Genomic DNA, 822 nt, shown 5'->3' on the forward strand with positions numbered 1-822 from the left:
GCCGGGCGGCGCGCTGCAGCGCCTGGCGCAGCAGTGCAGCGTGCTGATCGTCGAGGACAACGCGATCAACCAGCTGGTCACCCGCGGCATGCTGCTCAAGCTCGGCTACCGCGTGCGCACCGCCGACAACGGCGCCGAAGCCCTGGAACTGCTGCGCAGCGAGACGGTGGACGCGGTACTGCTCGACTGCCAGATGCCGGTGATGGACGGCTTCGCCACCTGCCGGGCGCTGCGTGCCCTACCGGGCTGCGCCGAGCTGCCGGTGCTGGCGATCACCGCGCACAGCCACAGCGGCGACCGCGAACGCTGCCTGGCCGCGGGCATGAGCGACTACCTGGCCAAGCCGGTGAAGTTCGACGAGCTGCGCGTGCTGCTGCACGACTGGGTGCTGTGCCGCCCGGCGAGCCCTTCGCTGACCACCAGCTCGTCCTGAACCTGCTGGCGCCGCGCGCCTGCTTTCCTGCGGGCGCCTTGCATTCTGACGCCCGTTCGGCCGCAGTTTTGGCCGGAACGTCGCTTTAGCCATGGTCTGAATCCTGATTCACTGATGCCATGTGAATCGGGATTCAGACCATGGCCTACCGTCCCAGCGAAGCGCGGCTCGACCGCGATCAGGCGTTGCGTCAACGCATCCTCGTCTGTGCCCTGCAGCGGGTGGTCGATGGCGGCTTCGCTGCGTTGACCATGCAGGCGCTGGCCGAGGACGTCGGCATCGCCACCGGCAGCCTGTACCGGCATTTTCGCAGCAAGGGCGAACTGGCCGCCGAGGTGTTCGCCGACGCCAGCCAGCGCGAGGTCGATGCCCTGGCCGCCACCCTGCGC

The 822-nt window shown here is 69.0% G+C and carries 2 protein-coding genes; both read left to right on the forward strand.

Annotated features, from left to right (window positions below; translation table 11 throughout):
- On the forward strand, positions 1-433 hold a 433-nt coding region (locus N878_RS23155; RefSeq protein ID WP_036988869.1), incomplete at its 5' end, for a response regulator.
- Between the two features lie 140 nt (positions 434-573).
- Positions 574-822, forward strand: a 249-nt coding sequence (locus N878_RS23160) for a TetR/AcrR family transcriptional regulator (protein WP_021445880.1), incomplete at its 3' end; no start/stop codon positions are given.

Source organism: Pseudomonas sp. EGD-AK9 (assembly GCF_000465935.2).
GTDB lineage: Bacteria > Pseudomonadota > Gammaproteobacteria > Pseudomonadales > Pseudomonadaceae > Aquipseudomonas.